Below are 24382 nucleotides of genomic sequence, written 5' to 3'. Positions count from 1 at the left end.
AGCCTTCGTTTTTTTACGGATATGTGCGTTCGCCCGCAAACTGGCACTCGGATTGCGGGAAAAGCCGATTGATCGCACTTATGATTAACCGTAAGACCAAGTGGTCGGATCACCTGCAACTATAAGGAAACACCATGACCCTTCGTAACATCCTGGCCGCAGCCTGCCTGTTACTGCCGCTGATGGCTTCCGCACACAACATTGAAAAGGGACAACGTGTGCCACCAGTCGGTATCGCCGATCGGGGAGAATTGATTCTCGACAATGATAAGTTTAGCTATAAACCCTGGAATAGCGCGCAGCTCGCGGGCAAAGTGCGAGTGGTGCAACATATTGCCGGTCGTACCTCGGCAAAAGAGAAAAATGCCACCCTCGTGGAAGCGATTAAGACTGGAAAATTCCCGCACGACCGTTACCAGACCACCACCATCGTGAACACCGATGACGCGATTCCAGGCTCGGGCATGTTTGTGCGCAGCAGCCTGGAGAGCAATAAAAAGCTCTATCCGTGGTCGCAGTTTATTGTCGACAGCGATGGCGTGACGCGTAAAGCCTGGGGTCTGGAAGAGGAGAGTTCAGCGATTGTGGTGCTGGATAAAGATGGCCGCGTGCAATGGGTGAAAGACGGCGCGCTGACGCAGGAAGAGGTGCAGCAGGTTGTCGCCCTGCTGCACAAATTGCTCGGTCAGTAAATCGAGACCCGGAAGCCCGGATTTAAGAACGACTCGCGCGGGGTGTAGTCCAGTGGCTTGCCCTGCCAGTCGTGAACGTGTGCGCCCGCGGCAGACGCCACCGCGTGACCTGCCGCCGTATCCCAGACGTTGGTTGGCCCAAAGCGCGGATACAGCTGCGCCTGCCCTTCCGCCACCAGGCAGAATTTCAGCGACGAGCCAATCGACGTCGTCTGGTGTTCGCCGATTTGATGCAGGTACTCCTGCAGCTCAGCGTCACTGTGGGAACGGCTAATGACCACCAGCGGTGGTCGCGCGTCGCGCACCTGGATGGGCTTGCGCGTACCGCTCTCTTCCTTCCACGCCTTGCCTTCTGCGGCGCTGTACATCACCTTCAGCACCGGCGCGTAGACCACGCCCAGCACCGCTTTCCCGTTTTCAATCAAGGCAATATTGACGGTGAACTCACCGTTACGCTTGATAAATTCTTTGGTGCCATCCAGCGGGTCAACCAGCCAGTAGCGCTGCCAGTGCTGGCGCACATCCCAGCTCTGCGGATCTTCTTCAGACAGCACCGGGATATCCGGCGTCAGGGCCTGAAGTCCTTTGAGGATCACCTCGTGGGCCGCGAGATCGGCCGCTGTCACCGGAGAGTCATCCGCTTTGCTGACAACGTCCATCGGCTTTGTGCCATCGTAGACCTGCATAATGGCATCACCCGCATCCCGTGCGAGCTGACAAATTTTATCTAACATTATCCACCTCTTCGTTATCGCAGTGGTCATAACTTATTGTTTTAGTTATATCGTATTGTTAACAATTCCGCTATCTGTGAAGCAATTCTGGTTTCACGACGCTTTTTTCTGGCAGGATTCACACTTCTGTAAGCAACAAAATATACATACATATTCTTTTGTGGCTTGGATCGTAAAAAGGACTCCTCTGATGATTAAGTTTAGCGCAACGCTCCTGGCAACGCTGATTGCCGCAAGCGTGCAGGCCGCGACGGTAGATCTTCGCATTCTGGAAACTACCGACCTGCATAGCAACATGATGGATTTCGATTACTACAAAGATACCCCGACCGAAAAATTCGGACTGGTACGCACCGCAAGTTTGATTAACGCCGCGCGCGGCGAGGTGAAAAACAGCGTGCTGGTCGATAACGGCGACTTAATTCAGGGTAGTCCGCTCGGCGATTACATGGCGGCGAAGGGGCTGAAAAAAGGCGATATTCACCCGGTTTATAAGGCGTTGAATACCCTGGATTACGCCGTCGGTAACCTCGGAAACCACGAGTTTAACTACGGGCTGGATTATCTGCATATGGCGCTCGCTGGCGCAAAATTCCCGTACGTTAACGCCAATATTATCGACGTTAAGACTCAAAAGCCGCTATTTACGCCCTATCTGATTAAAGAGACTGAGGTCGTGGATCAGGACGGTAAAAAGCAGACGCTGAAAATCGGCTATATCGGGTTTGTGCCACCGCAGATCATGACCTGGGATAAAGCCAATCTCTCGGGCAAAGTGACCGTTAATGACATCACCGAAACCGCGCGCAAGTATGTTCCGGAAATGCGTGAGAAAGGGGCTGATCTGGTGGTCGTAGTGGCGCACTCCGGGCTGTCTGCCGATCCGTATCAGGCGATGGCCGAGAACTCCGTCTATTACCTCAGCGAAGTACCGGGCGTTGACGCCATTCTGTTTGGTCACGCGCACGCGGTCTTCCCAGGCAAAGATTTCGCCAGCATTAAAGGTGCCGATATCGAGAAAGGAACCCTCAACGGCGTGCCGTCGGTGATGCCCGGCATGTGGGGCGATCATCTGGGCGTGGTGGACCTGGTGCTGAATAACGATGGCGGAAAATGGCAGGTGACCCAGTCGAAAGCCGAAGCGCGCCCAATCTACGACGCGGCGGCGAAAAAATCGCTGGCGGCCGAAGATAAAAATATCCTGAACGTGCTGAAACACGATCACGATGCGACCCGCGAATTTGTCAGCAAGCCGGTCGGGAAATCCTCCGACAATATGTACAGCTACCTGGCGCTGGTGCAGGACGATCCCACTGTTCAGGTGGTGAATATGGCGCAGAAAGCCTACGTTGAGCGCTTTATTCAGGGCGATCCGGACCTGGCGAAACTGCCGGTGCTTTCCGCCGCGGCTCCGTTTAAAGTCGGTGGGCGTAAAAACGATCCGGCCAGCTACGTTGAAGTGGAAAAAGGTCAGCTCACCTTCCGCAACGCGGCGGATCTCTACCTCTATCCGAACACGCTGGTGGTGGTAAAAGCCACGGGGAAAGAGGTGAAAGAGTGGCTGGAGTGTTCCGCCGGTCAGTTTAACCAGATCGACGTTCACAACAGTAAGCCGCAGTCGCTGATCAACTGGGACGGTTTCCGCACCTATAACTTCGACGTGATCGACGGCGTGGAATACCAGATCGACGTGTCACAGCCGGCGAAATACGACGGCGAGTGCCAGACGGTGAACCCGCAGGCGGAACGTATCAAGCATCTGACCTTCAAGGGTAAACCGATCGACCCGAACGCGGTATTCCTGGTCGCGACCAATAACTATCGCGCGTACGGCGGCAAATTCGCCGGGACCGGCGATAGCCATATCGCGTTTGCATCACCGGACGAGAACCGCTCGGTGCTGGCGGCGTGGATTGGGGAGCAGTCGAAAAAGGATGGCGCGATCCATCCGGCGGCAGACAACAACTGGCGTCTGGCCCCGATTCAGGGCGCGTCTAAGCTGGATATTCGTTTTGAGACGTCACCGTCTGACAAAGCGGCGGCGTTTATTAAAGACAAAGCGCAGTATCCGATGAGCAAGACCGGGACCGATGATATCGGATTCGCGATTTATCAGGTGGATTTGAGCAAGTAAACGTATTTACCCGGCCTGCACAATGGCAGGCCGGGTAAAGGTTAACGCCGTGCGGCAATCACGCCGCACGATCCTCGCGATGAGCCAACACCTGCGGCGTATTTACCTCGATCCAGTCCACCAGCGCGGCGACCTTCTCGCTCACCTCATCGCCCAGCGGCGTGAGGCTGTACTCCACGTGCGGAGGCACCACCGGATACGACACGCGATTCACAAATCCATCCTGCTCCAGCGCCTGTAATGACTGCGCCAGCATCTTCTCGCTGACGCCACCCATTTTACGACGCAGGTCGCTAAAGCGATGCGTGCCCTGGCGCAACGCCACCAGAATCAGCACGCCCCAACGGCTGGTGACGTGTTTGAGCACTTCACGGGACGGACACTGCTCGGCAAACAGGTTGCCGTCGCGCATTTGCTCGCTGAGGGTAGGGATTGCTGTTTTCATACTGATCTTTTCACACATACTAACTAAAAGTTAGTGATATTATGCCACATCAAAATCCCGCCCACCAGAGCCGCAGCTTCATGCCCCAGCCGCTGGTGTAACCCGTGGTAATGGATTTGACCTCTCCGCGCGAGACGATCAGCACCGTCGGGGTCACCTGCACCTGCCAGCGGCGTGCGAGCTGGCCCTGAGGGTCGTTGACCGTCGGCATTCCGTAGCGTTTTTTCGCCAGCCAATGGCTCAGCGTGGCATCGTCACCGGAACGCAGCGCCACGCTGATGACGTTTCTCCCCTCCTCTGCCATCTCTGCCACCGACGGCGTGGTGTAGCGGCATACGCCACACCAGGTCGCCCAGACATACACCAGCAGCGGTCTGTCGTGGCTGCGCTGCGCCAGATCCACCGATTCGCCGTCCAGCGTCTGCAGCGGCGTGCTGATAAAGGTCGATGGAAGCGCAGGTTTGCGGAACTGATCGGTGATCAGCACTGCCGCGAGGGCAATCAGCAGCCAGACAATACCCTCACGCAGCCAGCGCAGCGTTTTACTGCGCATCTGGCTTCGCCAGCTCTTGCTTCACCAGCGCCTCCAGGTCGTCGTACGGAATAGCGCCCGGCACCAGGGTTTTGCCGACCAGGGTCGCCGGAGTGCCCTGCACGCCCAGCACCTGAGCAAGAATCAAATTCATTTGCAGGGTTTCGCCACTTTTCTCATCGGCCTTGATGGCACCCGTGCCCGTTTTCTGCTGTGCGGCCAGGATAGAAGCCTCGTCGTGATAGCCTTTCTTCGACATCAATCGCTGGTGCAGCGCCCAATACTGCTGAGGCTGCTGTCGCCAGGCCGTCAGCGCAATTCGCGCTGAGTGGGCCGAGCTTTCACTGCGAAACGGCAGCAGTTTCACCACCAGTTTGACGTCCGGAAATTTATGCACAATCTTCTCAAGCTCCGGGTCAAACTGCTTGCAGTAGGGGCAGTTGTAATCGGTAAACGACACCAGCGTCAGGCGTGGTTTTTCTGCGCCCATCGCAGGCGTGTCGGGATCATTCCAGAGCAAATTCTCCAGATCGGGTTCAGCGGCAAAACTCAGGGTCGAAAAACAGAACAGCATGATCAAGGTTAAAATACGCATTGTTAGTGTCCTTTGGCGTTATTCAGGGTCTGAAGGAGATCGTCACGATCCAGCAGCGGCGGCAATATGCGGCCTTGCTCCAGCCCGGGGCCATAAATTTGGTTGAAGGGGACGGCGGCACTCTGACGCGCGCGGAGGAACTGGCTAATCGTCTCGGATGGACGGCTCCAGTCGCCGCGCAGCGCAACCACATCCGGCTCGCTGAGGGCGTTTTGCACCTCGTCGCGTAGCAGCACGTTGTATTTGTTCGCTTTGCAGGTCACGCACCAGTCGGCGGTGACATCGACGAAGACCCGTTTGTTGTCGGCCAACGCGGCGGTAATCGCCTGTTCGCTGAGCGGCTGCCAGACGATGTGATCTTTCGCCAGCCCCGGTTGACCGGCGCCGATGAGCTGAAGGGAAATACCGAGCGACACCATCGCGGCCAGGGCACTCCACAACGCCACCCGCCATCCCCAGCGCCATAGCGTGGCGATCAGCAGCGTGATGACGATGAACGCGCCTAATGCCTGCGTCGGCACTCGCCCAATGTGAACGGCGAGCAGGCTGGCAAGCCACAGCCCTGACGCGAGCATCATCAGGCCGAGGATTATCCGCACGACGTTCATCCAGCGTCCCGGACGCGGCAGGCGCAGCGCCAGCCCTGGCCATGCAGCGATCAACAGCCACGGCAGGCTCATGCCGATCCCCATCACCAGGAATATCCCCCACAGCAGGGACAACGGGGCGACCAGCGCCACCGAAACTGCCGTGCCGAGAAACGGCGCGGTGCACGGAGTTGCCAGCAGCGTCGCAAAGGCTCCCTGGCAGAAATGACCCACCAGACCATTGCCGCCCCGCGTGGCGAGAAACGTAGAGACAGCGGAGGAGAGCCTGATTTCAAACAGCCCCAGCAAGCTGGCGCTGAAGCCCACCATCACCAGCACCATCGCGGCGATAAACCACGGGTTCTGGAACTGGATGCCCCAGCCGAGCGCCTGATTGCTGAGACGCAGCGCCGTCATCATCAGCGCCAGCGCGAGGAACGAGGTCACGATCCCGGCGGCCGAGGCCATAAACTGCTGACGCACCACGCGGCGATGAGTCGACGAGGCCTGCACGACACTGCCCAGTTTCATCGCCAGCACCGGCAGGACGCACGGCATGACGTTGAGGATCAGCCCTCCGGCCAGCGCCATCAGCAGAATCCACGCCAGGCTAAACGGGGCGTCACCGGATGGCGCGTCGGCCACCGTCACCTGACTCTCCTGCGCCTGACCGCTATCGGCGAGGACCAGCGACAGGGTTTTGCCCCGTAGATCCGGTGCGCTGTCTCCCCAGCCGTCGCTGACGGGAAGCGTCGCGGTCAGGGTCTGGCCGTCAATCCGGTAAACCGGTTTGCCAAAATCCGTGTCGGCCAGGGTGTCGATAAACAGCTCGGGCTTTTGCCAGCCCGCCTCGCGAGTGGCGGTGATACGAAGCTTTTCGTCACCGAAACCGGCGCTTAGATCGGAAGTGAGCCCTTCCTTGAGCGGCAGCGTACCCAGCGCGCGGCTGAAATCGTAGCTAAATTGCGGATCGGCGGGCGCACTGAGATCCAGCGCAAAGGGGTAGTCCGTCAGGATGCAGACGTTGCTGCAGGTGGAGAGCGTGAGCACGCCCGTCAGTTTCGCAGGTATTGCGCCGCGCAGGGTGATCGGAAACGACACGTTACCGTCGTAGCCCTGCGTGGTAATGCCTGCCACCTCGAAACGCTGCGGCACCGGCCAGCGCCAGTCCATCTCCAGCGGTGTGTTCCAGCTTATCGCCGGGGCGATGCCGCCCTCTCCGGGCGATCGCCAGTAGGTTTTCCAGCCTTTTTCGAGACGGACATCCAGCAGCAGGCGCGTGTCGTGCCCTTGCCGGGCATCTGCCCGCACGCGAACGCTGGCGTGATCATTATCCGCAGCGCGAAGCCAGCCGCTGTCGGCGGCCTGACTGACGGGCAGCCATAGCCAGAACAGGCAGAGCACAAGCTGCCTTAAAAATGCATACATTTATTTTCTCCATAAATAATTAATTAACCTGAATTAGCAGGCAATTAATCATTCACGGAATACGCAGAGTCGCAGATGCACCCGCAATCGGGGCGGAGAGATGACGCGAGGCGGCCAGCGGCGCACCGGGCGATGGGGTACGGCGGCCAGCACCGCCAGGACCAGCGTGATGGCAAACAGCGCGCCTTCAAACATGATCGGCGGTGTTGCCAGCAGGGATTTGGCACTCAGCTCACAGGGGGTGACCGGGGAATCGCTGTCGCCAGCCTGCTCTACCGTTTGCTGAGCCACGGAAGCGGCGTTCATCACCAGCGCGTGCAGCCCCGCCATGCGCTGAGTGGTGCAGACAAGCACCACCAGACATGCCAGAGCGACAAGAAGAAAAGCTTTACGCTGACGGGGGATCATAGACGCCTCAATCAAATTCAGGCGGATATCTTAGCGGCAAAAAAGGCGCTGTGCTGTAAAGAAACGTCGTGATGACAAATTTAACACTTACCTTTTTGTACGTACTTACTAAAAGTTAGTAAGGGTGGTAATGTTCCGTCATACCATGCAAACAACGAGGAAATAACTCATGATCGCAATTACCGGCGCAACCGGCCAGCTTGGCCAACACGTTATCAACAACCTGCTTAAAACCGTTCCTGCCAGCGAGATCGTGGCAATTGTACGTAACCCGGCAAAAGCCGACGCCCTGAGCCAGAAAGGCATTACCGTTCGCCAGGCGGATTACACCGACCAGGCCGCGTTCACCACCGCCCTGAGCGGCGTGGAGAAACTGCTGCTGATCTCCTCAAGCGAGGTCGGCCAGCGTGCGACCCAGCATCAGAATGTTATCAACGCGGCAAAAGCGGCGGGCGTGAAATTTATCGCCTACACCAGTCTGCTCCATGCGGATAAGTCGCCACTCGGCCTGCGCGATGAACACATCGCCACCGAAAAGGCGCTGGCCGAGTCCGGCATTCCTTACGCCCTGCTGCGTAACGGCTGGTACACCGAAAACTATCTCGCCAGCGCACCACCGGCCCTGGAGCACGGCGTGTTTATCGGCGCGGCGGGTGACGGTAAAATCGCCGCAGCCACACGCGAAAATTATGCGGCTGCAGCGGCGAAAGTGATCGCGGAAGAGGGTCACGCAGGCAACGTGTACGAACTGGCTGGCGACACGGCGTGGACGCTGAGCGAACTGGCTGCCGAGCTGAGCAAGCAGAGCGGAAAACCGGTGACCTATCAGAACATGAGCGAAGCCGATTTCGCCGCCGCGCTGAAAAGCGTGGGCTTACCGGCCGGGCTGGCGGATATGCTGGCAGATTCCGATGTCGGAGCCTCGAAGGGTGGTCTGTTCGACGACAGCCGTACCTTGAGCAAACTGATCGGTCGCCCGACCACGCCGCTGGCTGAGAGCATCAAAGGCATTCTGTAATTGTTAAGTGGTGGTTAATTTTAGTGGCATCCCCGTGGGTCATCTCTGATAATGAAAAGATGACCCACCTGGAGGCTCACCGTGCAAGGCGTACCCGAACAGTTCATTGATGAGAGAGACAGCGCGCGCTTTCGCCATCTGCCGCAGGTGCCGGGCGTCGAACTGTATCATGCGCATATCTCACGTTACGCCTTTGAACCTCACACCCACGAAGCCTTCGGGATCGGCGCGATAGAAGCCGGAGCCGAACGCTTTCGCTATCGTGGCGCGCAGCATGTCGCGCCCGTTCACTCTGTTGTCACCATGAATCCCGACGAGTTGCACACCGGCGAGGCCGCCACTGAAGACGGCTGGCGCTACCGGATGGTGTATCTCGATCCCGATCTGCTCGAAGAGGTGACCGGCATTCGCCACTGGTGGTTTAGCGACGTCACGCGACACGACCCGCTGCGTTCGCAGCAGATCTGTCAGCTGATTTACGGACTGTGGCACACGGACGATCCGCTGGCCCAGAAGGGCTTACTGCTGGATCTGATCGAGACATTTCAGCCACTGGCGCGCCATGCTCCGGTCATTCAGGAAGGGGCGCACCGCTTCGAGCGGACGCGCGAGTACCTGCACGACAACTATATGCATCCGGTGACCCTGGATGAGCTGGCGCGTGTGGTCTCGCTGAGTCCGTACCATTTCCAGCGCCAGTTCAAAGCGCACTTTCACGTGACGCCGCACCAGATGCTGATGGCGATCCGCCTGTGGCGTGCCAAAGCGTTTCTCACCCTCGGCATGCCGGCCGCTGAAGTGGCCGCCGCGACCGGGCTGACCGATCAGTCTCATCTCACCCGCGCCTTTACCCATCGCTACGGCATTACCCCCGTTCGCTACCAGAAGCAGGTCGTACGGCGCTAATGCGCAATCTCATACAATATTCCCGGCGGACCTCTTTCTACACTGTGCGCAGGTTTCTCTTACGTGGATAGCAAAATGATTAGCGGCGTGTTGTATGCCCTGCTGGCGGGTTTGATGTGGGGATTAATTTTTGTCGGCCCGCTCATTGTGCCGGAATACCCGGCAATGTTGCAGTCGATGGGGCGCTATCTGGCGCTAGGGCTTTTCGCCCTGCCGCTGGCGTGGATGGGGCGCGCTCGCCTGCGTCAGCTGAGTCGCGGCGACTGGGTCACCGCCCTGGGCCTGACCATGATGGGCAATCTGATCTATTACGTTTGTCTGGCCAGCGCCATTCAACGCACCGGCGCGCCCGTGTCGACCATGATTATCGGCACCCTGCCGGTGGTGATTCCGGTGTTCGCCAACCTGCTCTATAGCCATCGCGACGGTAAACTGGCGTGGTCGAAAATGCTGCCTGCGCTGGTGTGTATCGCAATCGGTCTGGCGTTCGTGAACATCGCCGAGCTGCGTCATGCGCGTGTCGATGAGTTTGACGGCTGGCGTTACGGGTCGGGGATTTTGCTGGCGTCGATCTCCGTGGTCTGCTGGGCGTGGTATGCCCTGCGTAACGCCCGCTGGCTGCGGGAAAACCCGGATAAACATCCGATGATGTGGGCCACCGCCCAGGCGCTGGTGACGCTGCCGGTATCGCTGCTCGGCTACATCGCATCTTGCTGGTGGCTGGGGCTGCAACAGCCGGAGTTTGCCCTGCCGTTCGGGCCGCGTCCGTGGGTGTTTGTCGGCCTGATGGTGGCGATTGCGGTGCTGTGCTCGTGGGTGGGTGCTTTGTGCTGGAATATCGCCAGCCAGAAATTGCCGACGGTGATTCTTGGGCCGTTGATTGTCTTTGAAACCCTGGCCGGGCTGCTTTATACCTTCCTGATGCGCCAGAGCGTGCCGCCGCTGTTAACGGGGTGCGGGATTTTGCTGCTGGTGGTGGGGGTGGTGATTGCCGTCAGAGCGAAGCCGGAAAAACCGACCGTGGTGACGGTTTCGCAGGTTTGACACCACGCCCGGAAAGCGTCAGGGCTTTCCGGGCGTGGATTGTAGTAGCCGGATGGACGCAAGCGCCCTCCGGCCTCTGTCAGAAGGTTTCCCAGTTCCCGTCAACCATCGCTGCTGCGGGTTTAGCTTTTGCGACGTAGGTTTTCACCGGTGCCGCTTTTACCGCCTGACCGCGGGTGATTTTAAACACCGCGACCGCTTCGTTCAGGCGCGCAGCCTGATCTTCCAGCGCCGCCGCGGCTGCCGCTGACTCTTCCACCAGCGAGGCGTTCTGCTGAGTCACGCGATCCATCTCGGCGACCGCCTGCCCGACCTGATCGATACCACGGCTCTGCTCGTCGGACGCCGAGGCGATTTCGCCCATGATATCGGTCACGCGGGTGACGGCATTCACGATCTCAGACATGGTCTCCCCGGCCTGATTCACCAGTGCAGAACCGGCGTTGACGCGATCGCCTGAATCATCGATCAGCGCTTTGATCTCTTTCGCGGCCTGAGCGCTACGCTGGGCCAGAGTACGGACTTCCCCTGCCACAACTGCAAAACCACGGCCCTGCTCGCCTGCACGCGCCGCTTCTACCGCCGCGTTGAGAGCCAGGATGTTGGTCTGGAAGGCAATGCCGTCGATCACGTTAGTGATCTGGGCAATTTTGCTGGAACTAGTGGCAATCTCATCCATCGTGCGCACTACGCCTTCCACCACGCTGCCGCCTTTTTTGGCGGTGGTTGATGCATCCAGCGCCAGTCGGGACGCCTGACGGGCGTTATCGGCGTTTTGCTTCACGGTGGCGGTCAGCTGTTCCATGCTCGCGGCGGTCTCTTCCAGCGACGCGGCCTGCTGCTCGGTGCGGGAGGAGAGATCGTTGCTGCCGGCGGAAATTTCACCGGCGCCCGTATAGATTGTGTCAGCCCCTTCGCGCACCACGCCGACGGTGTTCGCCAGTGCGGTTTGCATCTCTTGCACGTTACGCGCCAGTACCGCCATTTCGTTCTTGCCCTGGGCGTCGATCGGCTGCGTCAGATCGCCTGCCGCAATCGCGCGGATATGGCTGATGACATCATGCAACGGGAGCAACAGCACGCGGCGCATCGCAATCCAGCTGGTAATAATTACCGCTGCGACCACCACCATAATGGCGGAGAGGATCCACAGGATACGCGTATAGTCGCTTTCATTGTCCTGAATGCCTTTGCTGGTCAGCTTCGCCTGCGCTTCACGCCACTCGCGATACACCTTTTGCATCGCGGTCTGCTTTTGCTCGGCGTTTTGCTTGAACATATCTTCCAGGTTGCCCTGTGCCAGTAAGGTGTTCATTTGCGTCAGAGTGGCGGAGTAGACGCGGTACTGCTCTTCCAGCTGTTTGGAGAGGTTTTCGTCCATTCCCGGCGTTTCCGGCAGGGCGTAATATTTATCGTAATGACCCTGCGCTTCCGTCAGCAGGTTTTTCGCGGTAGCGACCAGCTCATTCAACTGCCCGCCGTTAATTTGGCTCGCCACGCTGCTCTGCAAACGGAGCATTCCACGGTTGAGGGTGACGCGCGCCTGGTTGAGGCTGATCCAGGCGTCAGTAAATTCCGCGACGTTCTGGCTGGAGAGCTGAGAAACGGTGAAATTGTCTTTGTCATTATTCAGAGCATTGATGAATACCCCGGCGGAGATCAGCTGAACGGCGCCTAGCCCGAGCAACACCGAGATTAAGAGGGTGATGACTTTTATACGTTTAAACATGCGATGCCTTTAGTTATCTGCAGGATTTTATCTGACCTGTATCTATCGGCAGGGGCGCGGGGTTGTTTAACGCCTTCTCCGGCATGAGAAGCCCATTCGCGGAATTTTTCAAATCCATTCAGCAGGTTAATACAACAAAATAAATGTGACGGATCTCTCATTTTCGCCGCTGCCCCCAAAGGGTTATAGCTTCGCCATAAAGATGCATTTAAAATGCATCTTATATTCTTAATGATGAGGTAACGACGATGGCCTTCCGCGACCAACCTTTAGGCGAGCTGGCGCTCTCCATCCCGCGCGCATCTGCGCTGTTTCGTAAATACGATATGGACTACTGCTGCGGCGGGAAGCAAACGCTGGCGCGTGCGGCATTGCGTAAGGCGCTGGATGTTGATGCGATTGAAACTGAACTGGCGCAGCTGGCCGAACAGCCCATCGAGAAAGACTGGCGCAGCGTGGCGCTGGCGGAAATCATCGACCACATCATCGTGCGTTACCACGACCGTCATCGCGAACAGCTCCCGGAACTGATTCTGCAGGCAACCAAAGTTGAGCGCGTGCATGCCGATAAAGCCTCCGTACCGCGCGGCCTGGCGAAATACCTGACCATGCTGCACGAAGAGTTATCCAGCCACATGATGAAAGAGGAGCAGATCCTCTTCCCGATGATCAAACAGGGCATGGGTACGCAGGCGATGGGACCGATCAGCGTCATGGAGAGCGAGCACGACGACGCGGGCGAACTGCTGGAGGTGATCAAACACACCACCAATAACGTGACGCCGCCGCCAGACGCCTGCACAACCTGGAAAGCGATGTACAACGGCATTAACGAGATGATCGACGATCTGATGGAACACATCAGTCTGGAAAATAACGTCCTGTTCCCGCGTGCATTAGCCGGGGAATAAAAAAAGGCCCGGTTGCGTGAACGCTTACCGGGCCTCTGTTTTGTGCCTTAGTGTGCCGAAGAGGCGAAACGCGCCCCGGCAACAGACTTAGCGCATGCCTGCCATACGTTTCTTACCGATAAACAGCCAGCCTAACCCCAGCGCAATGAACCACAGCGGCGTCACGATCAGCGCCTGACGGGTGTCATCTTCCAGCGTCAACAGAACCAGCACAAACACGAAGAACGCCATACAGACCCAGCACATCAGCTTGCCGAGCGGCATTTTGTAGATGGATTTCTCATGCAGCTGGGGACGCTGTTTGCGGTACACCAGGTACGAGCAGAGGATGATGGTCCAGACAAACATGAACAGGATCGCGGAGACCGTGGTGATCATGGTGAATGCACCAATCACGCTCGGGTTGACGTACAGCATCACCACACCGCCCAGCAGGCAGATACAAGAGAAGGTTAGCCCTTTCGCCGGTACGGCACGTTTGGAGAGCTTCGCGAAAGCGCTGGGTGCCACGCCTTCCTGCGCCAGACCGAACAGCATACGGCTGGTCGAGAACACGCCGCTGTTGGCAGAAGAGGCCGCCGACGTCAGCACCACGAAGTTAATCAGGCTTGCCGCAGCAGGCAGACCAACCAGCACGAACAGTTCTACGAACGGGCTTTTGGTTGGAACGACGGAGCTCCACGGCGTCACGGACATAATGACGATCAGCGCAAAGACGTAGAACATGATGATACGAATAGGGATGGAGTTGATTGCGCGCGGCAGGGATTTCTCCGGATCTTTGGTTTCCGCAGCGGTGGTGCCCACCAGCTCAATACCCACGAAGGCGAACACCGCAATCTGGAAGCCAGCAAAGAAGCCGCTCAGCCCTTTCGGGAACCAGCCGCCGTCATTCCACAGGTGTGTAAAGGAAGCCTGCACGCCGGTCGGTGACTGGAAGTGCGTCAGCACCATCACCAGCCCCACGACAATCAGCCCGACGATGGCGACGATTTTGATCATCGCAAACCAGAACTCCATCTCACCAAACATTTTTACGGTGGCGAGGTTGAGGCTCAGCAGCAGGACGATCACCGCAAGGGACGCCACCCAGTCGGAAAGACCGGGGAACCAGAACTGCGCGTAGGCGGTGATGGCGACAACGTCAGCCATGCCGGTGACCACCCAGCAGAACCAGTACGTCCAGCCGGTAAAGTATCCCGCCCAGGGGCCGAGCAGGTCAGAAGCGAAGTCGCTAAAAGATTTGTATTCGAGATTCGAGAGCAGCAATTCACCCATTGCACGCATCACGAAGAACAGCATAAAACCGATGATCATATAGACGAAGATGATCGACGGCCCGGCAAGACTGATGGTTTTGCCCGACCCCATGAACAGCCCTGTGCCGATGGCACCGCCGATGGCGATAAGCTGAATATGACGGTTTGTGAGATTGCGCCGTAGCGACTGTTCAGACGAAGCCTCTTCGTCGGCAACGACTTTTACCTGATCTACCATGTGTTTTTTTCCTGTTATGCCTGTCTGTGTTGTTAAGGCTCTTCTGGCCTTTAGTTACGTCATGATGTGACGGTCCCTTAAAAAGGACTCATCGATAGTAGGTAAGAATCGGCGGGATGAATACTATGAAATAGATATTATGTTAATAATATGTTTAAAGTGAGTGTCATATCACTCATACAACGCGAAACAGCTCACAAAAATACACGCAACTCGTAGCTTTGCAAGATAAAATATTGATATCGGCTTAACTATAGGTTTTCTCACTATTTCCCCTCCCTTTCGGGGGAGAGGAAATGCGTGTGCCGATTACAGAATTTCCAGCAGCTCGACTTCAAACACCAGGGTGCTGAATGGCGGGATGGACGCGCCAGCGCCACGCTCGCCGTAAGCCAGGTTCTGTGGGATAGTCAGTTCCCATTTGGAACCTACAGGCATCAGCGTCAGCGCTTCGATCCAGCCAGGGATCACGCCGTTGACCGGGAATTCAGCCGGTTCGCCACGGGCGACAGAGCTGTCGAACACCGTACCGTCGATCAGTTTACCGGTGTAGTGCACGCGTACATGGTCAGTACGTGCCGGGATTGCGCCTTCGCCCTGAGCGATGACGCGGAACTGCAGGCCGGATTCGGTGCTGTTCACGCCCTCTTTCTCACGGTTCTCTTCCAGGTATTTCACGCCTTCGGCGGCCATCTCTTCAAAACGCTCGCGACGAACGGCATCCGCACGTTCGTGAACTTCACGCAGTGCGCGATGTACAACGTCTACCGGTACAGCCGGGTGTTTGCCTTCCAGCGCGTCAGCGATACCCGCCACCAGTGCTTCAGGTAACAGTCCTTCCAGGCCGGATTCGCTCAGCTGCTGTCCTACCTGCAAACCGATACCGTAGCTTGCCTGCGCTTCGATAGTGTCAAAAGTCGGGGTGGTCATGGGTTTTCCTTCCATCACATTTAAAGTAGCGGGCAGCATATCAGCCACGCCCTTATGGGTAAAACTTTGTCTTAAGTTAAGATGACAAACTGCGCTGAAACAGAAACAATAGAGGTGACCAGGTGTTTTCCTAAACGTGAGTCACACGAGTCGGGTTTACTACGCCATTCAGGCAGTTAGCAGACTATACTTCTCAGGACAGGATTATAATGATGCGGAGCAGGAGGAGAGCCATGCCCGGGCGATTTGAACTGAAACCTACCCTGGCGAAAATCTGGCATGCGCCGGACAACTTTCGCATCATGGATCCGCTGCCGCCCTTCCATCGCAGAGGCGTGATTATTGCCGCCCTGGTGGTGGTGATTGGGTTCCTGCTTCCTTCTGGCGATGACAGCAGCGATACGCAGTCTGTCACGCGTAATGCGCAGTTAGATATTCAGTCGCAGTCGCGGCCACAGCCCGATCAACAGCCGATGCAAACGCAGCTGGTCACGCCTTCAAACGATCCAGGCCAGGTGGCGCCGGTCTCCCCGGAACCGATTCAGGAAGAGCAGCCGCAGGAACAAGCCGCAGCGCCTGTTCAGTCGCAGGCGCAGCAGCCCACCGGTATTGAACAGCAGTGGCGCTCCTATCGCGTCGAGCCGGGTAAAACCATGGCGCAGCTCTTCCGCGACCATAATCTGCCACCGACCGATGTGTACGCCATGGCGCAGGTAGAGGGCGAAGGAAAACCCCTGAGTAATTTGCAGAATGGCCAGATGGTACAGATTCGCCAGAACGCCAGCGGCGTGGTGACAGGGCTGACGATTGATACCGGCAGCGGCCAGCAGGTGCTGTTTATGCGTGAGCCAAACGGCAGCTTTATCCGCGTGAAGTAGCCGAAAGCCCGGTCACACTGGCCGGGCATTCACATCAGGCGGTTTTTTTCGCCTTATTCACCCACCAGATCCCCGAACAGACCAGCACCAGCGCGATAGCGTATTTGATCTCCAGAATGTTTTCCCCGAGGAAAATGGCGGACAGCACGGTACCGGCAACGGGAATGACAAAGTTGAAGGGGGCTATCATGCTGACGCGATTTACTTTGAGCAGCATACTCCACAGTGCAAAGGCCACGGACGAGAGCAGCGTCAAATAGCCGAGAACGGCCACTGCAGCCGTGCTGTGCACTTCCAGCCGCCCACCCGTCGAGTAGCCTCCTACCACCAGCACCAGCCCACCAATGGCCAGCTGCCACCCAGTCATCACCGTGGGATCGACGGTTTGCGAAATACGTTTCCCGTACAGCGTGGCTGCCGAGAGGATGAACGCCGCCAGCACCACAAAACCATCGCCGTTCCAGACAAAGTGAAAATCCAGTAATCCACTGTTGAAATTCACCAGCATCACGCCCGCAAAGCCCAGAATACAGCCGATGGTTTTGTTATAGCTGAGTTTGTCGTTTTGATAGATAAAGTGCGCGAGCAGTACGCTGAAGAAGGTTCCGGTCGCATTCATGATCGACCCTTTCACGCCGGTCGTGTACGCGAGACCCACATAGAAGAAAACGTACTGGATTGACGTTTGCGTCAGGCCCAGCAGTATCAGCTGCCCAAACTGCCGGGGCGTGAGCCGGGCGATGGGTTTGCGTTGCGCGAGGGCAAACATCAGCAGTAGCAGACCTGCAAAGAGAAAACGGTAGCCGGCAAAGACCACTTTCGACGGAATATCGTCGGTGGCTATCTGAAAAAGTTCGTAGCCGCTTTTGATCGCCGGATAAGAGCTTCCCCACAGCAGGCAGCAGAGCGTGGCGCTGGCGTAGGCGATATTCTTACGGGCAAACAGGGATACGGGCTGAGAGGCATCCATAGCAAATCTCAAAGATAAAATAGCGTTTCAATTATTATCAGGGATTGCGACGGGAATTGCTACCATACAAGTTGAGAGGTGTGATTCTGGCGGGGCTAAAAAAACAAAACGCCGGCACAAGGCCGGCGCTTAGACGCTAACTAAGTAAAAAATTACTCAGCTACAACGTTAACAACCAGTTTAGCGAACACTTCGCTGTGAACCTGGAAGTCCACTTCGTGCTCACCAGTGGTACGCAGAACGCCGTTCGGCATGCGAACTTCGCTCTTAGCCACTTCAACGCCAGCTGCAGTTACAGCGTCAGCGATGTCGCGGGTACCGATAGAACCGAACAGTTTACCTTCGTCGCCAGATTTAGACGCGATGGTAACGGTGCCCAGTGCATTGATTGCTTCAGCACGAGCGTTAGCAGCCGCCAGAACGTCAGCCAGTTTGGCTTCCAGTTCAGCACGACGTGCTTCGAAAAACTCAACGTTTTTCTTAGTAGCTGGAACAGCTTTACCCTGTGGAACCAGGAAGTTACGTGCGTAACCCGCTTTAACGTTAACCTGATCACCCAGGCTGCCCAGGTTTGCTACTTTATCAAGCAGAATAACTTGCATTACCTTATCCTCTTAAAGTCGTATTAATGGACCGTGCCCGATTACTGATGACGATCAGTGTACGGCAGCAGGGACAGGTAGCGAGCGCGTTTGATAGCGCGAGCCAGCTGACGCTGATATTTTGCACGAGTACCGGTGATACGGCTTGGGACAATCTTACCGCTTTCGGTGATGTAGTTTTTCAGCGTTGCGATATCTTTATAGTCGATCTCTTGAACGCCTTCCGCGGTGAAACGGCAGAACTTGCGACGACGGAAATAACGTGCCATATGGCTAGTCTCCAGAATCTATCAAATCAATCTGCTCGGCATGCAGAACCATTTTGCTCAGGCCGTTCTTTGCCTTGTGGCAAGAGATGAACCCCTGAACGGTGACTGCACAGCCGACCGTTATACTGTGAGTAATGGCCTGGTTTTCGTGTCCGCTAATAATAACGGGCATTTGGCACCACGCCTGCCGGTGAAACCCGGCTTCCTCCTGCACAGAACGATGCTCAAGCACGAACTGGCAATGAGGAATTCCTGATGGGCTGACCTTACGAAGGGGGGTCCTGCACACGGTACCGGACAACACCAGACGGTTGGTCATCAGAAATTACTCTTCAGAATCCCCAGCATCAGAATCATCTGCGGTTTCGTTTGCGAAATCATCGCGACGCTCACGGCGCTCGTCTTTCGCTTTAACCATCGGAGATGCTTCGGTAACTGCGTTCTTAGTACGCATTACCATGCTGCGGATAACGGCGTCGTTGAAGCGGAAGTTAGTTTCCAGCTCATCGATCACTTCCTGCGGAGCTTCAACGTTCAGCAGAACGTAGTGAGCTTTGTGCAGTTTGTTGATCGGGTAAGCCAGCTGACGGCGGCCCCAGTCTTCCAGACGGTGGATCGTACCTTCTGCTGCAGTGATTGCACCAGTGTAACGTTCGATCATACCCGGAACCTGTTCGCTCTGGTCAGGATGGACCATAAAAACGATTTCGTAATGACGCATCGAATTGCTCCTTACGGATTATTCAGCCTCCTGTCTGGGTCAGCCGCGGCCCATGGAGGCAAGGAACGTGTTAAAGGGCGGCCGAAAAATTGACGCGTCATTCTAATTGCGAACCCCCATAAACTCAAGCTGATTGCACAAATAATTCGCACAAAGCGTAAAGCTGGCCTAAGTGGATGATTTAAAATTAGACACATCGGAAAGCGCTACTTTTTTGAACAACAGCATCAGAAATGGTCGCCATTCCCCACACTATTAGCGATTACACTTTAATCAGACCCTATCCCAGGCGAATAAGGAGAGGAAAACCGTCACACAGCACGCAGTCGTGGAGCGCATATCATGAAAAAAATCGTAATAGCCATTCTGGCTGCGCTTTTGCTCAGTGCAAACGCGATGGCAGCCATCAAGATCGACGGTCGACAGGCCAGAAATATGGATGATGTGCAGAGCTTAGGCGTAATTTACATAAATCATAACTTCGCCACCGAAAGTGAAGCAGATCAGGCGCTGAATGAAGAGACTGATGCATCGGGCGCAAAGTACTACCACGTCATTTTGACCCGTGAGCCCGGTAGCAACGGCAATATGCATGCAAGCGCAGATATCTATCGATAAGACTTTGACGCTAGCACCAGGAAAGCCAAAACGAGAACATAGCCATAGTTTGACTTGCCCCCTGCCCGGGGGCTTTTTTTATTTCTGCCCGTAATAAGCATCAGGGCCATGCTTGCGCAGATAGTGCTTGTTCATCAAATAGCGATCAATGGGCTGTAGCTGCGGATTGATTCCGCGCGCAATCCACGCCATCTTCGCCACCTCTTCAAGTACTACCGCGTTGTGCACCGCCTCGTGAGCATTTTTGCCCCACGCAAACGGGCCGTGTTGCCAGACGACAATCCCCGGCGTATGCAGCGGCTCGCACTCGCCGATCGTCTCGATGATGACCTTGCCCGTATTCAGCTCATATTCACCCTGTACTTCTGCTTCGGTTAATGGCCGGGTACAGGGAATATCACCGAAGAAATAGTCGGCGTGCGTAGTGCCGAGTGCCGGGATAGCGAGCCCGGCCTGCGCCCAGGCTGTCGCATGGGTAGAGTGGGTATGCACCACGCCGCCAAGGGTAGGATAGCGGCGGTACAGCGCCAGATGAGTTGCCGTATCCGAGGAAGGATTCCATTTCCCCTCGATTACGTTACCCTCAAGATCCACTACCACCATATCCTCTGGCTGCATAACGTCATACGCCACCCCGCTTGGTTTGATGACCACCCACCCGCGCACGCGGTCGATAGCACTCACGTTGCCCCAGGTGAACGTCACCAGGCCGTAGCGCGGCAAATCCATATTCGCGTCATAGACCTGCTGTTTAAGCTGTTGCATGAGCCGCCTCCCGCAATCCCGCCCGCGCCATGCGCTCGCAAACCCAGTCGCGCGCTTTCGCCACTTCCGCTAGTGGGTCGTCTGCCGTTTCGCTCCACATCTCAATCAAATAAGGCCCGCAATAACCGCTCTGTTTGAGTGTCCGGAAGCACTGTTCGAAATCCACCACCCCGGTGCCGAACGGTACGTTTTTGAATACGCCGGGACGTGTGTCTTTGACGTGAACAGCTACGATATGCCCGCAACCTGCCTGCAACTCCATTTGTACGTCGTTATCCCACGCCGAGAGATTGCCGATATCAGGATAGATCTGGAACCACGGATTATTGAGATAGTGCGCGTAGCCCAGCGCTTTGCTGATGGAGTTCATCAGCGGATAATCCATGATCTCCATCGCCAGCGTCACCTGGGCACGGCTGGCCATTTCTACGCTTTGCTTCAGCCCCTCACGAAAGCGACGCCGCGTTTCGTCATTGGCCTCCTGATAATAGACGTCATAGCCCGCCAGCTGGATGACGCGAATCCCGACATCCTGCGCGAAAGTGATGGCTTTACGCATGATCTCCAGCCCCTGGTCACGAATCGGGTCATCTTCGCTCCCCAGCGGAAAACGGCGGTGCGCACTTAAGCACATTGACGGCACCCGCACGCCCGTTTCCGCCACCGCATTGACCAGCGCCAGCCGCTGTTCACGTCTCCAGTCGAGACGCGCGAGACGAAGATCGGTCTCATCTACCGACATTTCAACAAAATCGAACCCCAACTGACGCGCCAGTTGCAGGCGTTCCCGCCAGCACTCCCCGGCAGGGAGTGCTTTTTCGTAGATCCCGAGCGGGACCTGTTTCGATAACATATCCGCTCCTTATCCCCACAGCTGGGCGATGGAGCGTTTAAACTGACGCGCAGCCTCTACCGGTGAAACCGCATCACGAATGCTGCGCCCGGCAATAAAGACGTGAATCGGAATGCCTTTAAACAGCGGTAAATCCTCCAGCGCCAGGCCGCCGGTCACCGTCACTTTGAAGCCCATCTCCGAAAGACGTTTAATTGCGCTGATATCCGCGTCGCCCCAGGCCACACCAGCGGCCTGCGCGTCGCGGCTGCGGTGATACACCACCTGCTGAATGCCCGCATCACGCCACTCTTGCGCCTGCTCCCAGGTCCAGTAGCCGGTCAGCTCAATCTGTACATCGCCATTGAATTCGTTTGCCACTTCCAGCGCGCCTTTGGTGGTATTGATATCGGCACAGCAAATCACCGTCACCCAGTCTGCGTTCGCTTCAAAACACATGCGGGAGAGAATTTTCCCGGCGTCGGCGATCTTGGCGTCGGCCAATACGATTTTATGCGGGTATAGCGCTTTCAGGTCACGGACGGCGCGAACACCTTCTCCGACGCATAGAATGGTGCCGACTTCGATGATGTCCACCTCTTCAGCAATCAGACGCGTGGTTTCATACGCATGGGCCATCGTTTGGTTATCCAGTGCGACCTGCAACATCGGTAATGACATTTTCAATTCCCTCTTAAACTGCCGCCGCAGTGGCGTGATCGATTAATTCCAGCACTTCCTGCTCGGTACGGCAGGCGCGTAAACGGTCGAAATTGGCTTCATCATCAAACAGGTTAACGATCTGCATGATGCCCACCTCCTGGTGAGTCGTCGCATCGACTGCCGCCAGGGTGATCAGGATATCGACCGGGTCGTTATCTTCATGGTTAAACACCAGCGGCGACTTCAGCGTCACCAGCGCAAAACCGGTTTTTTTAACGCCCTCTTCCGGGCGGCCATGCGGCATAGCCAGACCCGGTGCGATAACAAAGTACGGGCCGTGCTGCGCCACGCCATCGAGGATGGCCTGGTAATAGCGCGGCTCAACCACATCGGCGTTAACCAGCAAATCGACGCCCAGTTTGACGGCGTCCTGCCAGGTGCTGGCCTCGGCCTGAAGCAGGATGGAATGATTTTCCGCCAGCGAATCTCGTAATTTCATGACGCGTCCTTATTTGATATCGCCAGGGAAGTGCGCTTTGATGACCTCCATCAGCTTCGGACCAAAATCGGCAGCAGAGAGCATGTTGCGCACGCCCACCACATATTTATTGCCCGTCACCGTGATCTCCCCTGCGATATGCGTGGAGGCAATAATCACATCTGCCCCGCTCAGTTCGCTTTTGTATTCGCCCACGGCACAGCTATTTACCGAATGATCAACGCCCTGCCCGGTGAGAAACTGGTCCACTTTCATTTTCATGATCATGGAGCTGCCCTGTCCGTTACCACACACTGCCAGAATACGTACGGTCATAATCAAAACTCCTTATTAAGCAGACTGCTCTGCCAGTTGTTTCTCTGCGTCTTCTTCAGCGCGAAGTGCGCGTCCGGCGAAGACCATATAAACCAGTGCAATCAGGATAATGATGGCCATAAACGCGAGCCCGATAGAGGCGAAGCCCTGCATCATCGGCGGCGCCAGAATCGACCAGTCGGCCATGCCCATCCAGGCGCTCATGCCGGTCAGTTTGACCGCCCATACGCAGCCGAAGATTTCGATCATCCCCATCACCAGACAAATCTTCAGCGCCGCGCGCCAGCCGCCGAAGTGGTTAGCAAACACGCCGATGGTGGCGTTAGAGAAGAACATCGGGATAAAGCCGGGAATGATCAGAATGGAGGAGCCGCAGCCAACCAGAATGCCCACGGCAATCAGCTGGCCGATGGTGCCCCACATAAAGCCCCACACCACGGCGTTCGGCGCAAAGCTATAGATTGCCGCACAGTCGATCGCCAGAACGGCACCGGGGATCAGGCGCTGAGAGATACCGTTGAAGGCTTCGGAAAGTTCAGCCACAAACATGCGCACGCCCTGGGTGATGATGAAAATCGCCACCGCGAACTGGAAGCCCGTTTGCAGAATGTAGATAGTCCAGTGGGTTTTGCCGGCCATTGCCTGCACAACGTCAATGCCAAAGGAGAGCAGGATCGCGCCAAAAAAGAGGGTCATGACGATGGCAGTGGAGACAATATTGTCGTGGAAGATATTCAGCCAGCCGGGCAGTTTGAGATCTTCAACGCTCTCCTCTTTCTTACCGAGGTACGGCGCAACTTTATACGCAATCCAGGAGGCAAACTGCTGCTGGTGACCAATCGAGAAACCGCAGCCGTCGGTCACTTCCTGCGTCGGTTTGTACATCATGTTGGAGGTGATACCCCAGTAGAGCGACACCAGCACTGCCGTGCAGATAATGGTGGTCCACATCGGGTAGCCGAAGATATAGAAGAAGACGGCAATCAGACCCGCCTGCTGGAACATGATGTGCCCGGTGAGCATGATGGTGCGAATGCCGGTAATACGCCGCAGCAGGACGAACGTAATGTTCAACGCCAGCGCGAGCAGCACCGCATACCCCACCCAGCTGTAAGCGTCGCCCATGCGTTCAATGGTCGCCATCATTGAGGCGTAGGTGTCAGAGATGGCACCGTTAATGCCGTAAACTTCCGACATTTTGGCGACAACAGGCTTGAACGTGCTGGTTAATATACCTGACCCTGCCTGCAGCAACATAAACCCGATAATCGTTTTGATGGTGCCTTTAACAATTACGCTCGCGCTTTTCCGTAACAGGATATAGCCGAGGCAAGTCACAATACCCAACAACAGCGGCGCATTGGTCATTACCTGGTTGAAGAAAACGGTAAAGACGCTGTAGAGGATTTCCATAACACACTCCAGAAAGTGAGGGTACGAAGGATAAACTGCGTACAAGAAGTGTCCTCACTCTAGTAATCACAAATAATCACCACAAGATTGCATTTGATTATTTGTGACGTGTCACGCAAATTATTTCCCTGCACTTTATAGTGATTTTCATTCAGCATTCACCATCAACAATTTTTTCTTTGAATTTATACAATTAACTCAATAAGCTAACAATTAAACCTGTTTGCGCACCCGCTCAAGACCCCCA

Annotated in this window: 28 protein-coding genes; 8 read left to right on the top strand and 20 right to left on the bottom strand. The window is 56.2% G+C overall.

Going from position 1 to position 24382, the window contains the following annotated elements:
• The first annotated feature begins 134 nt into the window (after window positions 1-134).
• Entirely contained in the window at window positions 135-692 is a 558-nt protein-coding gene (locus ACB496_RS02305; RefSeq protein WP_100777859.1) for a YtfJ family protein, read from the top strand.
• Here the strand turns inward: ACB496_RS02305 and cysQ are convergent.
• On the bottom strand, window positions 686-1426 hold the full coding sequence (gene cysQ, locus ACB496_RS02300) for a 3'(2'),5'-bisphosphate nucleotidase CysQ (protein WP_100777860.1): 741 nt from the start codon (window positions 1424-1426) through the stop codon (window positions 686-688). The genes ACB496_RS02305 and cysQ overlap by 7 nt on opposite strands.
• Window positions 1427-1616: 190 nt before the next feature.
• Between cysQ and ACB496_RS02295 the strand changes: the two genes are divergently transcribed.
• Window positions 1617-3560, top strand: a complete 1944-nt coding sequence (locus ACB496_RS02295; RefSeq protein WP_371974244.1) for a bifunctional 2',3'-cyclic-nucleotide 2'-phosphodiesterase/3'-nucleotidase — start codon at window positions 1617-1619, stop codon at window positions 3558-3560.
• A 58-nt stretch (window positions 3561-3618) separates the two neighbouring features.
• On the opposite strand, the gene ACB496_RS02290 is transcribed toward ACB496_RS02295, so the two are convergent.
• From ACB496_RS02290 to ACB496_RS02270, 5 genes are read right to left on the bottom strand one after another with little or no spacing between them, the layout of a single operon-like run.
• A complete protein-coding gene (locus ACB496_RS02290) occupies window positions 3619-4005 on the bottom strand; it encodes a winged helix-turn-helix transcriptional regulator (protein WP_100777862.1) in 387 nt (128 codons plus the stop codon).
• A 49-nt stretch (window positions 4006-4054) separates the two neighbouring features.
• Window positions 4055-4558: a protein disulfide oxidoreductase gene (locus ACB496_RS02285; protein WP_371974243.1), complete on the bottom strand. Its 504-nt coding sequence runs from the start codon at window positions 4556-4558 to the stop codon at window positions 4055-4057.
• Complete coding sequence (locus tag ACB496_RS02280) at window positions 4548-5132, bottom strand: DsbA family protein (protein WP_312155545.1); 585 nt, start codon at window positions 5130-5132, stop codon at window positions 4548-4550. Before ACB496_RS02280 ends, ACB496_RS02285 begins: the two co-directional genes overlap by 11 nt.
• 2 nt (window positions 5133-5134) lie before the next feature.
• Window positions 5135-7147: a protein-disulfide reductase DsbD family protein gene (locus ACB496_RS02275; protein WP_371974242.1), complete on the bottom strand. Its 2013-nt coding sequence runs from the start codon at window positions 7145-7147 to the stop codon at window positions 5135-5137.
• Between the two features lie 48 nt (window positions 7148-7195).
• A complete protein-coding gene (locus tag ACB496_RS02270) occupies window positions 7196-7555 on the bottom strand; it encodes a copper resistance protein (protein ID WP_371974241.1) in 360 nt (119 codons plus the stop codon).
• A 169-nt stretch (window positions 7556-7724) separates the two neighbouring features.
• On the opposite strand from ACB496_RS02270, the gene ACB496_RS02265 reads away from it, so the two are divergent.
• From ACB496_RS02265 to ACB496_RS02255, 3 genes are all read left to right on the top strand, one after another.
• Entirely contained in the window at window positions 7725-8573 is an 849-nt protein-coding gene (locus tag ACB496_RS02265) for an SDR family oxidoreductase (protein WP_371974240.1), read from the top strand.
• Between the two features lie 81 nt (window positions 8574-8654).
• On the top strand, window positions 8655-9479 hold the full coding sequence (locus ACB496_RS02260; protein ID WP_371974239.1) for an AraC family ligand binding domain-containing protein: 825 nt from the start codon (window positions 8655-8657) through the stop codon (window positions 9477-9479).
• 75 nt (window positions 9480-9554) lie between these two features.
• Entirely contained in the window at window positions 9555-10523 is a 969-nt protein-coding gene (locus ACB496_RS02255) for a DMT family transporter (protein WP_371975205.1), read from the top strand.
• A 79-nt stretch (window positions 10524-10602) separates the two neighbouring features.
• On the opposite strand, the gene ACB496_RS02250 is transcribed toward ACB496_RS02255, so the two are convergent.
• Window positions 10603-12252, bottom strand: coding sequence for a methyl-accepting chemotaxis protein (locus tag ACB496_RS02250; protein ID WP_100777869.1), 1650 nt, complete (start codon window positions 12250-12252; stop codon window positions 10603-10605).
• 248 nt (window positions 12253-12500) lie between these two features.
• On the opposite strand from ACB496_RS02250, the gene ytfE reads away from it, so the two are divergent.
• Window positions 12501-13163 carry an iron-sulfur cluster repair protein YtfE gene (gene ytfE / locus ACB496_RS02245; RefSeq protein ID WP_371974238.1) on the top strand — a complete coding sequence of 221 codons (663 nt, stop codon included), beginning with the start codon at window positions 12501-12503 and terminating at the stop codon, window positions 13161-13163.
• Window positions 13164-13250: 87 nt separating this feature from the next.
• On the opposite strand, the gene cycA is transcribed toward ytfE, so the two are convergent.
• A complete protein-coding gene (cycA, locus tag ACB496_RS02240; protein ID WP_100777871.1) occupies window positions 13251-14660 on the bottom strand; it encodes a D-serine/D-alanine/glycine transporter in 1410 nt (469 codons plus the stop codon).
• Window positions 14661-14969: 309 nt separating this feature from the next.
• On the bottom strand, window positions 14970-15590 hold the full coding sequence (gene fklB / locus ACB496_RS02235; RefSeq protein WP_181827225.1) for an FKBP-type peptidyl-prolyl cis-trans isomerase: 621 nt from the start codon (window positions 15588-15590) through the stop codon (window positions 14970-14972).
• Between the two features lie 233 nt (window positions 15591-15823).
• On the opposite strand from fklB, the gene ACB496_RS02230 reads away from it, so the two are divergent.
• Window positions 15824-16468, top strand: a complete 645-nt coding sequence (locus tag ACB496_RS02230) for an OapA family protein (RefSeq protein ID WP_371974237.1) — start codon at window positions 15824-15826, stop codon at window positions 16466-16468.
• A gap of 34 nt (window positions 16469-16502) precedes the next feature.
• Here ACB496_RS02230 and ACB496_RS02225 read toward each other — a convergent pair whose 3' ends face one another.
• From ACB496_RS02225 to rpsF, 5 genes are all read right to left on the bottom strand, one after another.
• Window positions 16503-17438, bottom strand: coding sequence for a DMT family transporter (locus ACB496_RS02225; protein ID WP_371974236.1), 936 nt, complete (start codon window positions 17436-17438; stop codon window positions 16503-16505).
• Window positions 17439-17590: 152 nt separating this feature from the next.
• Window positions 17591-18040 (bottom strand): 50S ribosomal protein L9, encoded by a 450-nt coding sequence (gene rplI, locus ACB496_RS02220; protein WP_059179941.1) that lies wholly within the window; start codon window positions 18038-18040, stop codon window positions 17591-17593.
• A gap of 41 nt (window positions 18041-18081) precedes the next feature.
• Window positions 18082-18309: a 30S ribosomal protein S18 gene (gene rpsR, locus ACB496_RS02215; RefSeq protein ID WP_000135199.1), complete on the bottom strand. Its 228-nt coding sequence runs from the start codon at window positions 18307-18309 to the stop codon at window positions 18082-18084.
• A gap of 4 nt (window positions 18310-18313) precedes the next feature.
• Window positions 18314-18628, bottom strand: coding sequence for a primosomal replication protein N (gene priB / locus ACB496_RS02210; RefSeq protein ID WP_100777875.1), 315 nt, complete (start codon window positions 18626-18628; stop codon window positions 18314-18316).
• A 6-nt stretch (window positions 18629-18634) separates the two neighbouring features.
• A complete protein-coding gene (gene rpsF, locus ACB496_RS02205) occupies window positions 18635-19030 on the bottom strand; it encodes a 30S ribosomal protein S6 (RefSeq protein ID WP_100777876.1) in 396 nt (131 codons plus the stop codon).
• A gap of 342 nt (window positions 19031-19372) precedes the next feature.
• Here rpsF and yjfY point away from each other — a divergent pair, with 342 nt between their 5' ends.
• Complete coding sequence (gene yjfY, locus ACB496_RS02200; RefSeq protein ID WP_100777877.1) at window positions 19373-19648, top strand: DUF1471 family protein YjfY; 276 nt, start codon at window positions 19373-19375, stop codon at window positions 19646-19648.
• 78 nt (window positions 19649-19726) lie between these two features.
• On the opposite strand, the gene ACB496_RS02195 is transcribed toward yjfY, so the two are convergent.
• Genes ACB496_RS02195 through ulaA form a run of 6 tightly spaced genes read right to left on the bottom strand, consistent with a single transcriptional unit; the run spans window position 19727 to window position 24135 of the window.
• Entirely contained in the window at window positions 19727-20413 is a 687-nt protein-coding gene (locus ACB496_RS02195) for an L-ribulose-5-phosphate 4-epimerase (RefSeq protein WP_371974235.1), read from the bottom strand.
• Complete coding sequence (locus ACB496_RS02190; protein WP_371974234.1) at window positions 20400-21266, bottom strand: L-ribulose-5-phosphate 3-epimerase; 867 nt, start codon at window positions 21264-21266, stop codon at window positions 20400-20402. The genes ACB496_RS02195 and ACB496_RS02190 overlap by 14 nt, the downstream gene beginning before the upstream one ends.
• A gap of 9 nt (window positions 21267-21275) precedes the next feature.
• On the bottom strand, window positions 21276-21926 hold the full coding sequence (gene ulaD / locus ACB496_RS02185) for a 3-keto-L-gulonate-6-phosphate decarboxylase UlaD (RefSeq protein WP_100777880.1): 651 nt from the start codon (window positions 21924-21926) through the stop codon (window positions 21276-21278).
• A gap of 13 nt (window positions 21927-21939) precedes the next feature.
• On the bottom strand, window positions 21940-22407 hold the full coding sequence (ulaC, locus tag ACB496_RS02180; RefSeq protein ID WP_102104443.1) for a PTS ascorbate transporter subunit IIA: 468 nt from the start codon (window positions 22405-22407) through the stop codon (window positions 21940-21942).
• Between the two features lie 9 nt (window positions 22408-22416).
• Window positions 22417-22722, bottom strand: a complete 306-nt coding sequence (gene ulaB / locus ACB496_RS02175; protein WP_100777882.1) for a PTS ascorbate transporter subunit IIB — start codon at window positions 22720-22722, stop codon at window positions 22417-22419.
• Between the two features lie 15 nt (window positions 22723-22737).
• Window positions 22738-24135 (bottom strand): PTS ascorbate transporter subunit IIC, encoded by a 1398-nt coding sequence (gene ulaA / locus ACB496_RS02170; RefSeq protein WP_129035686.1) that lies wholly within the window; start codon window positions 24133-24135, stop codon window positions 22738-22740.
• Between the last annotated feature and the right edge of the window lie 247 nt (window positions 24136-24382).

Origin of the sequence: Lelliottia nimipressuralis (genome assembly GCF_041464075.1) — a bacterium.
GTDB classification, from domain to species: domain Bacteria; phylum Pseudomonadota; class Gammaproteobacteria; order Enterobacterales; family Enterobacteriaceae; genus Enterobacter; species Enterobacter nimipressuralis.
This window is presented reverse-complemented; position numbering and strand designations above follow the sequence as displayed.

Bases quoted from the DNA above. Each gene is read 5' to 3' on its own strand.
- ACB496_RS02305 (WP_100777859.1), top strand. From the start codon at position 135: ATGACCCTTCGTAACATCCTGGCCGCAGCCTGCCTGTTACTGCCGCTG.
- cysQ (WP_100777860.1), bottom strand. From the start codon at position 1,426: ATGTTAGATAAAATTTGTCAGCTCGCACGGGATGCGGGTGATGCCATT.
- ACB496_RS02295 (WP_371974244.1), top strand. From the start codon at position 1,617: ATGATTAAGTTTAGCGCAACGCTCCTGGCAACGCTGATTGCCGCAAGC.
- ACB496_RS02290 (WP_100777862.1), bottom strand. From the start codon at position 4,005: ATGAAAACAGCAATCCCTACCCTCAGCGAGCAAATGCGCGACGGCAAC.
- ACB496_RS02285 (WP_371974243.1), bottom strand. From the start codon at position 4,558: ATGCGCAGTAAAACGCTGCGCTGGCTGCGTGAGGGTATTGTCTGGCTG.
- ACB496_RS02280 (WP_312155545.1), bottom strand. From the start codon at position 5,132: ATGCGTATTTTAACCTTGATCATGCTGTTCTGTTTTTCGACCCTGAGT.
- ACB496_RS02275 (WP_371974242.1), bottom strand. From the start codon at position 7,147: ATGTATGCATTTTTAAGGCAGCTTGTGCTCTGCCTGTTCTGGCTATGG.
- ACB496_RS02270 (WP_371974241.1), bottom strand. From the start codon at position 7,555: ATGATCCCCCGTCAGCGTAAAGCTTTTCTTCTTGTCGCTCTGGCATGT.
- ACB496_RS02265 (WP_371974240.1), top strand. From the start codon at position 7,725: ATGATCGCAATTACCGGCGCAACCGGCCAGCTTGGCCAACACGTTATC.
- ACB496_RS02255 (WP_371975205.1), top strand. From the start codon at position 9,555: ATGATTAGCGGCGTGTTGTATGCCCTGCTGGCGGGTTTGATGTGGGGA.
- ACB496_RS02250 (WP_100777869.1), bottom strand. From the start codon at position 12,252: ATGTTTAAACGTATAAAAGTCATCACCCTCTTAATCTCGGTGTTGCTC.
- ytfE (WP_371974238.1), top strand. From the start codon at position 12,501: ATGGCCTTCCGCGACCAACCTTTAGGCGAGCTGGCGCTCTCCATCCCG.
- cycA (WP_100777871.1), bottom strand. From the start codon at position 14,660: ATGGTAGATCAGGTAAAAGTCGTTGCCGACGAAGAGGCTTCGTCTGAA.
- fklB (WP_181827225.1), bottom strand. From the start codon at position 15,590: ATGACCACCCCGACTTTTGACACTATCGAAGCGCAGGCAAGCTACGGT.
- ACB496_RS02230 (WP_371974237.1), top strand. From the start codon at position 15,824: ATGCCCGGGCGATTTGAACTGAAACCTACCCTGGCGAAAATCTGGCAT.
- ACB496_RS02225 (WP_371974236.1), bottom strand. From the start codon at position 17,438: ATGGATGCCTCTCAGCCCGTATCCCTGTTTGCCCGTAAGAATATCGCC.
- rplI (WP_059179941.1), bottom strand. From the start codon at position 18,040: ATGCAAGTTATTCTGCTTGATAAAGTAGCAAACCTGGGCAGCCTGGGT.
- rpsR (WP_000135199.1), bottom strand. From the start codon at position 18,309: ATGGCACGTTATTTCCGTCGTCGCAAGTTCTGCCGTTTCACCGCGGAA.
- priB (WP_100777875.1), bottom strand. From the start codon at position 18,628: ATGACCAACCGTCTGGTGTTGTCCGGTACCGTGTGCAGGACCCCCCTT.
- rpsF (WP_100777876.1), bottom strand. From the start codon at position 19,030: ATGCGTCATTACGAAATCGTTTTTATGGTCCATCCTGACCAGAGCGAA.
- yjfY (WP_100777877.1), top strand. From the start codon at position 19,373: ATGAAAAAAATCGTAATAGCCATTCTGGCTGCGCTTTTGCTCAGTGCA.
- ACB496_RS02195 (WP_371974235.1), bottom strand. From the start codon at position 20,413: ATGCAACAGCTTAAACAGCAGGTCTATGACGCGAATATGGATTTGCCG.
- ACB496_RS02190 (WP_371974234.1), bottom strand. From the start codon at position 21,266: ATGTTATCGAAACAGGTCCCGCTCGGGATCTACGAAAAAGCACTCCCT.
- ulaD (WP_100777880.1), bottom strand. From the start codon at position 21,926: ATGTCATTACCGATGTTGCAGGTCGCACTGGATAACCAAACGATGGCC.
- ulaC (WP_102104443.1), bottom strand. From the start codon at position 22,407: ATGAAATTACGAGATTCGCTGGCGGAAAATCATTCCATCCTGCTTCAG.
- ulaB (WP_100777882.1), bottom strand. From the start codon at position 22,722: ATGACCGTACGTATTCTGGCAGTGTGTGGTAACGGACAGGGCAGCTCC.
- ulaA (WP_129035686.1), bottom strand. From the start codon at position 24,135: ATGGAAATCCTCTACAGCGTCTTTACCGTTTTCTTCAACCAGGTAATG.